At 63.1% G+C, this 9101-nt stretch carries 7 protein-coding genes and 4 pseudogenes; 1 reads left to right on the forward strand and 10 read right to left on the reverse strand.

Annotation, left to right across the window (positions count from 1 at the left end; translation table 11 throughout):
- The 6 genes and pseudogenes from JCM19049_RS05160 to JCM19049_RS05180 form a co-directional block, all read right to left on the reverse strand.
- A pseudogene (locus JCM19049_RS05160) lies at positions 1 to 355 on the reverse strand (ABC transporter permease); the annotation flags it as partial.
- Positions 356 to 404: 49 nt separating this feature from the next.
- The gene (locus JCM19049_RS05165; protein ID WP_054821034.1) at positions 405 to 1160 is read right to left on the reverse strand and encodes an ABC transporter ATP-binding protein; all 756 of its coding nucleotides are present in this window, start codon (positions 1158 to 1160) and stop codon (positions 405 to 407) included.
- Positions 1157 to 2177, reverse strand: a pseudogene (locus JCM19049_RS05170) (iron chelate uptake ABC transporter family permease subunit). The gene JCM19049_RS05165 and the pseudogene JCM19049_RS05170 overlap by 4 nt, the downstream one beginning before the upstream one ends.
- A gap of 34 nt (positions 2178 to 2211) precedes the next feature.
- Positions 2212 to 2964: an iron chelate uptake ABC transporter family permease subunit gene (locus tag JCM19049_RS05175; RefSeq protein ID WP_279402512.1), complete on the reverse strand. Its 753-nt coding sequence runs from the start codon at positions 2962 to 2964 to the stop codon at positions 2212 to 2214.
- Positions 2964 to 3188: a hypothetical protein gene (locus JCM19049_RS18755; RefSeq protein ID WP_279402509.1), complete on the reverse strand. Its 225-nt coding sequence runs from the start codon at positions 3186 to 3188 to the stop codon at positions 2964 to 2966. The genes JCM19049_RS05175 and JCM19049_RS18755 overlap by 1 nt, the downstream gene beginning before the upstream one ends.
- 93 nt (positions 3189 to 3281) lie before the next feature.
- Positions 3282 to 4269: pseudogene (locus tag JCM19049_RS05180) on the reverse strand (siderophore ABC transporter substrate-binding protein).
- A gap of 947 nt (positions 4270 to 5216) precedes the next feature.
- On the opposite strand from JCM19049_RS05180, the gene JCM19049_RS18760 reads away from it, so the two are divergent.
- Complete coding sequence (locus tag JCM19049_RS18760) at positions 5217 to 5381, forward strand: hypothetical protein (RefSeq protein ID WP_279402510.1); 165 nt, start codon at positions 5217 to 5219, stop codon at positions 5379 to 5381.
- 97 nt (positions 5382 to 5478) lie between these two features.
- Here the strand turns inward: JCM19049_RS18760 and JCM19049_RS05185 are convergent, their stop codons facing one another.
- The 4 genes and pseudogenes from JCM19049_RS05185 to JCM19049_RS05200 form a co-directional block, all read right to left on the reverse strand.
- Positions 5479 to 6225 (reverse strand): aspartate/glutamate racemase family protein, encoded by a 747-nt coding sequence (locus tag JCM19049_RS05185; RefSeq protein WP_054821035.1) that lies wholly within the window; start codon positions 6223 to 6225, stop codon positions 5479 to 5481.
- 17 nt (positions 6226 to 6242) lie between these two features.
- Positions 6243 to 7766, reverse strand: a pseudogene (locus JCM19049_RS05190) (NCS1 family nucleobase:cation symporter-1).
- A gap of 219 nt (positions 7767 to 7985) precedes the next feature.
- Positions 7986 to 8123, reverse strand: coding sequence for a hypothetical protein (locus JCM19049_RS18765; RefSeq protein ID WP_171021197.1), 138 nt, complete (start codon positions 8121 to 8123; stop codon positions 7986 to 7988).
- 296 nt (positions 8124 to 8419) lie between these two features.
- A partial coding sequence (locus tag JCM19049_RS05200) for an HNH endonuclease signature motif containing protein (protein ID WP_279402511.1) occupies positions 8420 to 9101 on the reverse strand: 682 nt, incomplete at its 5' end.

Below are 9101 nucleotides of genomic sequence, written 5' to 3' on the forward strand. Positions count from 1 at the left end.
GAACGGCAGCACCCCAAAGGCCAGCATGACGCCCACCACCGGCAGCACGCCCGCGCCAATGGCGATGCCCGGCCCCCCACCAGGCCAAGGCGCCGATCCGCCGGGTACTGGTCAATGCGGCCACCACGAACATCAGCAGCAGGAACAGGACGGTCAGCCACCAGGACCGGGAGAGCTGGGAGATCGCCAGCGCCACCACCAGCATCTGCGCCAGGGCGCGCAACACCGCGGTGAGGATCTGGCGGGCCGGAAGCAGCAGGAAGCGCTGGGCGAAGAGGGCGGCGATCCCCGTCACCAGCACCAGCATCACCCACATCGGCCAGCCGGTGTGCAGCAGGGTTGAGTGCTGGCTCATCGGCCCGCCTTTCGGGGTCCAAGGGCCCGCTGCGGCCCCATGCGGGGATTTAGTAGTAGACCGCCAGCGGGCCCTCCGGGCCCTCGATGACGCGTACCGGGGTGTCGAACACGGCGGAGAGCACCTCATCGCGCATGATCGCCTCGGGGGAGCCGAACTCCACGACCTGGCCCTTCTTCATGGCGCAGATGTAGTCCGAGTAGTGCCCGGCGAAGTTGATGTCGTGCAACACGATCACGATCGTGCGCCCCAGCTCCTGGGCGGCCTTGCGCAGGTGCTTCATCATCTGCACCGAGTGCTTCATGTCCAGGTTGTTCAGCGGCTCATCCAGCAGCACGTAGTCGGTGTCCTGGGCCAGCACCATGGCCACGTAGGCGCGCTGACGCTGACCGCCGGAGAGCTGGTCCAGGTAGCGGTCCTCCAGGTCGTTCAGGTTCAGGAAGTCGATCGCCTGGGAGATGATCTCCTCATCCTTGCGGGTCAGCCGCCCCTTGGAGTGTGGGAAGCGGCCAAAGCCGACCAGCTGGCGCACGGTCAGGCGGGTGACGAAGTGGTTCTCCTGGCGCAGGATCGAGACGATCTTGGCCAGGTCCTTCGAGGCGGTGGAGGCCACGTCGTAGCCGGCCACCTCGATGGTGCCCTCATCCAGGCCGAGCAGGCGCCCGACCATGGTCAGCATGGTGGACTTGCCCGCGCCGTTCGGGCCCACCAGCGCGGTGATGCCCCCGGCCGGGATCTGCAGCGTCACCGGCCCGATGGCAACTTCGCTGCTGTACTGCTTGCGGACGTCTTTGAGGGTAATCACAGCCGGCCCTTTCTGAGGACGAAGATGAGGAATGCGGTGCCGCCAACCAGTTCAATGATGATGCCCACCACGCCCTGGGCGTAGAAGACGTTCTTCATGATGAAGTAGGCCCCGGCCAGGATCACGAACCCGGTCAGCGCGGCCATCGGGAAGATGTAGCGGTGGTCGTAGGTGTCGGCCAGCTGGTAGGAGAGCATCGCGGCCAAGAAGCCGAAGAAGGTCAGCGGGCCCACCAGCGCGGTGGACACGGCCATCAGGATCGAGACGAAGAACAGGGTGCGCATCACCTCGCCGCGGTGGTTGATGCCCAGGTTCATGGTGGTGTCCCGGCCCAGGCGACCACGTTCAGCCGCTTGGAGGACAGGATCAGGAACAGCGCGGAGACCGCCATCAGCGGGATCGCCACCGGGAAGTAGCTCACGTCCGCGTTGGAGATCGAGCCGAAGAGCCGGGCGGTGAGGATGTCGAACTCGCTGGGGGTGAGCATGCGCTGCATGAACGTGGACACCGAGCCCAGGCCCGCGCCGATGATGATGCCGATCAGCAGCATGATCTGGATGTTGCCGAACTTGCCCGAGAGCAGCCAGCCGTACAGCGCCACCGACAGGGCGACCATGATCGCCACCTGCAGCACGAACTGGGTCACCCCCTGCAGCGCCACGATCCCGGCCGCACCCATGAAGAACACCGAGGAGGTCTGCACCGCCACGAACAGGGATTCAAAGCCCATGATCGAGGGGGTGATGATCCGGTTGTTGGTGACCGTCTGGAAGCTGACGGTGGCCACCGCCTGGCAGATCGACACGATCACCATGGTGGTCAGCGACGTGGCGCGCAGCTCGGCGATCCGCCAGAAGCCCTCGCTGCCCACCGGCATCGGGTTGTCCAGGGCCAAAAAGCCGTAGCTGAAGCCAGGGCCGCCAGGATCAGCAGCGAGAGGATCACCCAGTAGCGGGTGCGCACCTTCTTGGAGGGCAGCGCGCCGGACTGGCGCAACGGGGGGAAGTTTGGGGGCATGGATTGGGACATCGTCGGGTTCTCACTCATCAGACTAGCCATTTCGACGCTGCCTCAACAACAGGGCGATGAAGACCACCGCACCGACCACACCCAGGATCAGCGAGACCGGGATCTCGAAGGGCATGATGATGGTGCGCCCGATCAGGTCGCAGACGGTCACGATCGCGATGCCCAGCAGGCACACCCACGGCAGGTTGCTGCGCAGGTCATCGCCGCGGAACATGGAGACGATGTTCGGCACGATCAGCCCAGGAACGGCAGGTTGCCCACCACCACGGTCACCACACCGGTGGCGATCGCGATCAGCGGTGCCGATGAGCATCACCTGGCGGTAGTTCAGCCCCACGTTGGTGGCGATCTCCTCGCCCAGCCCGGCCACGGTGAAGCGGTCCGCGACCAGGAAGATCGCCAACGCCACCAGGGCCACGATCCACAGCACCTCGTACTGCCCGCGCAGCACCGAGGTGAAGGACCCGGCGAACCAGATCCCCAGGGACTGGAGCATGTCGGTGGTCAGCGCCAGGAACGTGGACACCGCCCCGACCACGGCGCCGAGCATGATGCCCACGATCGGCACGGTCAGCGAGGCCTTGAGTGAAACCCGCTGCAGGAACAGGAAGAAGAGCATGGTGCCGATGAACGCGAACAATACTGCCACGCTCATCTTGGTCAGGATCCCGGCGTTCGGGGCCAGGATCATCACCGTGAGCAGGCCCAGGCCCGCCCATTCGGTGGTGCCGGTGGTGGTGGGCTCCACGAACCGGTTCTGGGTCAGCAGCTGCATCACCAGCCGCTCATGGCCATGGCCGCGCCGGCCAGAACCAGGGCGATGGTGCGCGGGATGCGGGTGATGGCGAACATGTCCCCACCATCCTCGGCGCCGAAAATATCGTAGACGCCGGTAAAAAGCGAAAAGCCCAGCAGGATCAGGACTCCAAGGATCCCAAGCAGCAGCTTGGGTTCGAAGAGCCTGCCCCGGGGCGGCTGTGTGGTGATGGTGCTGGTCATGGTCCTGCCGTTACTGCGAAGGTGTGGTGAGACGCCACAGTGGTGGACGCCGCCGGTTGGCTGCGTCCACCACTGGGTCAGTGCGCGTTGGGGCTACTTGCCTTCGAGCGCATCAGCGAAGTCATTGATGAATTCGGTGTAGGTCTGGATGCCCTCGTTGGTGTAGGTGTCAGCCGGCATCACCAGGACGTTGCCTTCCTTGGCGGCGGTGACGTTCTTCAGCGCATCCGAGTTCTTCAGCAGGTCGGCGGCCGGCTTGTAGTCCGGCTCATCGGCGGCCACTGCGGCATCGCGGTCCATGACCAGGATCCAGTCCGGGTTGGACTTGGCGATGGCCTCAACGGAGATGTCATCACCCTGGTGGTCGGTGGAGGACTCGTCAACCTCAAGGGCCGGGGTCAGATCCAGCAGGTCGAACAGCGGGCCAAGGGTGCGGCCGGTGGACGGTGCCGAGTAGTTGATGTTGCCGCCGGAGGTGATGACGCCCATCACCTTCTGGTCCTTGTTGTAGGCGCTTGGCGCGCTCGACGGCCTTGTCGAACTCGTCGGTCAGCTTCTTGGCTTCATCTTCCTTCTGGAAGACCTGGCCCAGCACGGTGGTCTGGCGCTTGAGTTCCTCGCCGAACGGCTTGTCCTCTCGCGGGTCCAGGGAGACGATGGTGGCCTCGGGGGCCAGCTTCTTGAAGTCCTTCTCGTACTGGGTGAAGCGCTGGCCGTTGATGATCAGGTCCGGCTCCACGGCGACGACCGATTCCAGGTCAGGCTCGCGGTGGCTGCCCAGGTCGATCAGGTCCTTGTCCTTGGTGTAGCCGATGGTGTCCGGCATCAGCGAAACCGCCGCGGCCGAGAGCTCCACGCCCCAGGAGTCCAGGGTCTCGAAGGTGCGGTTGTCGGTGGCAACCACGGACTTTGCCGGGACATCGATGGTGTGTTCGCCGTTGTTGTCCTCGAACGTGACGGTCGAGGCGCCCTCGGAGGACGAAGCGCTCGACTCTGGGGTCGAGGCGTTCGAACCGCAGGCGGTCAGGGACAGAGCGGCGATGCCAAGCAGCGCAGCGGCGCGCAGTTTCACAGAGGCCATGATTTCCTATCGTTCCGGGGCCACCGAGCGGCGGCCAGCGAGGTTGATCTGAAATTAGCTTAGCCTAAGCTCTATGTGCTCTGCACTCCGCAGATATGGTTATTCAAATCACACCTAATGGGGCCCAAGCCCCGAAAGTACGGGTTTTCAAGGATTTTTCGGCGAACAACAAGGCGCGCCTGCCTGAATAACGAACCAAATTGTTTCCGGAATCCAAGAAAGAGAGAATTCCGGAACATTTTCGTTGCCGAAGGTCCCTCGCGGCTGGTATTGTGCCCGCCTTCGACTCCCGACCTTCACTTGGACGATGTGGGGCAGACTGCCTTCCCCCGAGGTTTATGCCCATCTCCTTGGGGACTCAGTTCTTGGGGATCCCGGACGGCACTTTCGCGCGCTGCTCCCACCTTGAAGCGGTAGCGCGGGAATGCCCGGCAGTTTAGCTGGCAGCGGGTGGCAGTGGCGAGGGTCGTCGCCCCGTCGGTTCAACGGGTGCGCTTCGACTTTGTCGGAAAGGCGCCGGTGATGGCGATGGGTGACGCTGGTATTGAAATCATTGTGGAAGGGGGGCGCAGTTTCCGGCTTCCGAACGCCGGACAGGGGTGCCGTCTGCCACGTGCTGAACCAGGAGTTGGCTGCTGCAGGATTCACTGCCGACCTCACTCTATCGGCGGCCACTTTGGTCACCGCTGAGCCTACGGCGGAAAGGACATTGAGCTGGGCTCGGTGATTTAGGCGGCATGCTTCCGCCATGTCCTGGATCGGCTTAGGGAGGGTTTGGGGTGCACTAATGATGTACTGGCGGGTGCCGAATCACGAGAGCCAGCAGGGCGCCCCGTTAGAGATTGCGCAAAGGGCTGGACGCGGGGCTGGGAGTTTCAAACTGCAAGCGCTAGCCTTGAGAGCCTTAGGCCCGCCACCTACAGTGCTGAAGGAGGTTGCTTATGGAAGTGAGGACGCTGCTCCTTGAACTAAGCGATGACCAGTTAGCCGATCTGAACGACGCTTTGGAAGACTACAGAGACTATTTCAAGGCGCAAGCTCAAGAAGCCTCCATGGGTTTCGGGCTCGATGCCGAGTATTGGGAATCCCGGGCGAATGAGATTCAAGCTTAAGGGAGATGCTCCTGAAGGCCCGCGGCAAAGAAGTCACCTGAAGGCACTCACTGCGGGGCGGTCCAGCACTTTGGACCGCCCCGCAGTGAAGTTTCTATCAGGACGCGGCGTTGACTTCCGTCAACCTCGTCAGGGGCCAGCCAATAACGCGCTTCGGCCGCGGCGGGGCATAGGTGCGCACCTTCGAGGTCGACAGGCCCATGCGGACCATTGACTCAGCGATGGTGACCGCAGCGCGCACGCCGTCAACGATCGGAACGCCGGTGGCTTCGCGGACCTGGTACTCGAGCTCGGCCATGCCGCCGCAGCCCAGGCAGATCACCTCGGCTTTGTCCTCCTGCACCGCACGCCGGGACTGATCGACGATGGCTTCGATGGCGCGCTGCGGATCCGACTCTAGCTCCAGGACCCCCAGTCCGCTGGCCCGCACGGAGGCGAGCCGGTCGGTCAGCCCGGCCAACTTCAACCGGTCCTCGATCAGCGGAACCGTCCGGTCCAGCGTGGTCACCACCGAGTACTTGTGCCCGAGGAACTGGGCCGTGGACGCCGCCGCCTCGGTGATGTCCACGACCGGCACCTCCAGCAGTTCCTGCAGGCCTTCGCGGCCGTGCTCCCCGTAGCCAGCCTGGATCACCGCATCGAACGGCTCGGGATAATTGACCACTTTGTCGATGACGGCGATCGCCGCCAAGTAGCTTTCGAAGTTTCCCTCGCAGCTGTCGGCCCCGAAATCGGGGGTGAGCTCAATGATCTGCGTCCCGGGGGAGGCCACTTCGCGCGCGGAGTCTCCGATGGCCGTGGTCATTGAGGCAGTGGTGTTCACGTTCAGGACGAGAATTCGCATGGTCTTTTCCCTTCCCTCTAGTGCTTTGCCACTACGGCGATGGCTTCGCCATCGATATCCGCCAGGTCATGCTGTCGCTTGGCGAGCAGCAGGTATACCAGTGCGCCGCTGCCCGAGCCCAGGAACCAGGCGAACGGACCGACAACATGCAGGGCAGGAAGGAAGGCGAGCAGCAGGGCCACTATGGAGCTGATGGCCAGCGCTGCCACGGCACGGTAGTTCACGCCACGGGTGAAGTAGTAGGTGCCGTTGGGGGAGGTGCGGTAGAGGTCCACGACGTTGATGCGTGCCCGGCGCACCAGCCAGTAGTCGGCCATGACGATCCCGAACAGCGGGCCGAGCAGCGCGCCCAGGCCGCCCAGGAAGTAGTTGATGATTTCCGGTGAGTTGTACAGATTCCACGGCAGGATGACCAACCCGATTACCCCGGAGATCAGCGCGGCCCGGCGGAAGTTCAGGTGCTTGGGGAACAGGTTGTTCAGGGCGTACGTGGGTGCGACGAAGTTCGCCATCAGGTTCACCGCGATGGTCAGCACCAACAGGCGCCGGATGCCAGCAACAGCAACGCCGTGTTCGGAATGGCCTGAACTACATCTGACGGAGAGTCAATGATGATTCCGTTGATGGAGAACTGGGTGCCGGTCAGCACCACCACAATCGCACCGAAGAACAGCATGTTCAGCGGGATTCCGAAGAAGTTGCCGCGCACGATTGCCTTCTTGGAGATCGCGCCGCGGGTGAAATCGCAGAAGTTCAACACGAAGGTGCCGTAGATGGAGACCCACAGCGCTGCCGCGCCGAACACGCCGATCCACATGTCCAGCCCACTGCGGGGAGTGCCGGTATCCAGGGCGATGTTGAAGCCGGATTCGAACAGCATCCACACGGCCAGGGCAAGGAACGTGACAAGGATGACCGGACCGGCGAAGGCCTCATACTTGCGGATCATCTCCATCCCATAGCTGACGATGACCAACTGCAGGAGCCACAGGGAAACAAAGCATATCCAGCCCAACACGTCGAGGCCGAGGAAGCTGGTTTCCTGCAGGGAAACGGCCCCCGGGGCCAAGGCGATCACCATCACGCTGAGGACCTGGGAGGCCAGGAAGGTTTGGATGCCGAACCAGGCGATAGCGACCGCGCCGCGAAGGAGCGCCGGAAGCTGCGCGCCGGTGATGCCAAAAGCAATGCGGCTCATGACCGGGAAGGGAACGCCGGTCTTCTCTCCCATGAATCCGGAGAGGGTCAACAGGGCAAAGAGCAATATGGCTCCGATTCCCAACGCGCCTAGAATCTGCCATCCGCTCATGCCCAGGCAAAGAGGCCGATGGCAAATGCGTAGTTGCCCAGTGAGTGCACATCGTTTGCCCAGAGGGTGAAGATGCTGTAGGCGTTCCACGTTCTGCCTTTTGGGCGGTCGGTGCCAGGTCTTCGTTGTAGAGCGAAGCGGACAGCTGGTGCGGGTTGGAGGGGTCGATGCCCAATGGGACATCAGTGGTTGGGGTGCTTTGAGGCGCCGTTACGGCGTTGGGGATAGACATTGGTCAGGATCCTCTGAGATTTATGGCAGGCCAAGGCAGCGGCTGCGGGCAGCGCACAGCGGACTGCAAAAGTTAGGGAGAACCGAGGGCAAATGAGCTGGTTCGGTATGGAGGGTTGCGGCGAAGTGGTCAGAGCGACAGGGGCCGCAGGCAAAGAGTGCCTCTCCGGAAACGCCAGCGCCAAAATCATGGGCGGGGCGTGCGGAGGAAAAGGAAATCTCAGACGCGCAGGAAGGTATCTTTGTAGCCGGCATAGTGGCCGGCCAGCGCCGCGTTGCGTTTCGCGGCGTAGTGCGAACGGCGAATCCACTGCCGGCCCATGTGCGCGCTGCAGAGAATCAGATCGAGACTGATCATGCTGCTCCTGAGAAAGAACTCCGAGATGTGTGCCACATCACTAATGGTGCTCTTACTGTAGTGGTGCCGCGTTGATTCCGCAAGCAAATAATTCACTTCCAGTATGCGGAAGGGATTCCTCTTGTCCTGCGGAATGAATTCATTCTGTCCAGCGGAATAGGGGCTGGAAACAAGCTTGCATGGTGGAACTTGAGCCAAGGGAAGCAGGTCGCGGTCTAAACAAAAATCGCTGGAGCCTGTGGCCGTCCCGGGGGTGGGACGGCCACAGGCCGAAGACGCACCACGGACCGATGGGATTAGCCAGGTTCCAGCCCATCCCCGGCATGCCAGGGCAAGGTGCCATCCGGCGGATCCGGGTCATCGCCCGGCGGATCCCGATCGTCGCCCGGTGGGCCGTGTGGCGCCCGGTTCACGGCCCCCGGTGGCGGGTCCCCGGGGATTTGCGAGGTCAGGTCCGGGTCGCTGGGATCATGCCAATACCCCGGGGTGCCCGGCGGGATCTCATGCAACGCCAACACCTCACGCAGCTTCTCATCCACATACACCGCCTCCCGTGAAGGAGCGCTCATCGTGTAGTTGGTCCGGCCATTCACGGTGGTCAGACTGCCCGGATCAGAAAAGTGCACTAACCCGTTCGGGGATTCCCAGCGCACCGACCCATCCGGCAGGAACTGGCTCTGCCACCGCAGGGCGTGTTTGAACATCTGATGCCGGGTACACAACAATTTGGTGTTATCCCGGGTGGTCGCCCCGCCCTTGGCCCAGTCCTTGACATGATCGATCTCGCACCGCTCCGCCGGGCGCCGGCAACCAGGGAACTGGCAATGCTCATCACGCAACTGCACCAGCTCCTGCAACGCCGCCGGGGGACGGTATCGGGTACGGCCCACATCGATCGGGGCCCCGTCCCACGGATCGGTAAGCACCCGGGCAAAGGACGGGGCGTGCCGGGCCAGCGCCAACGCCACCGGAGCCGGG

This window comes from Arthrobacter sp. JCM 19049 (assembly GCF_001310435.1).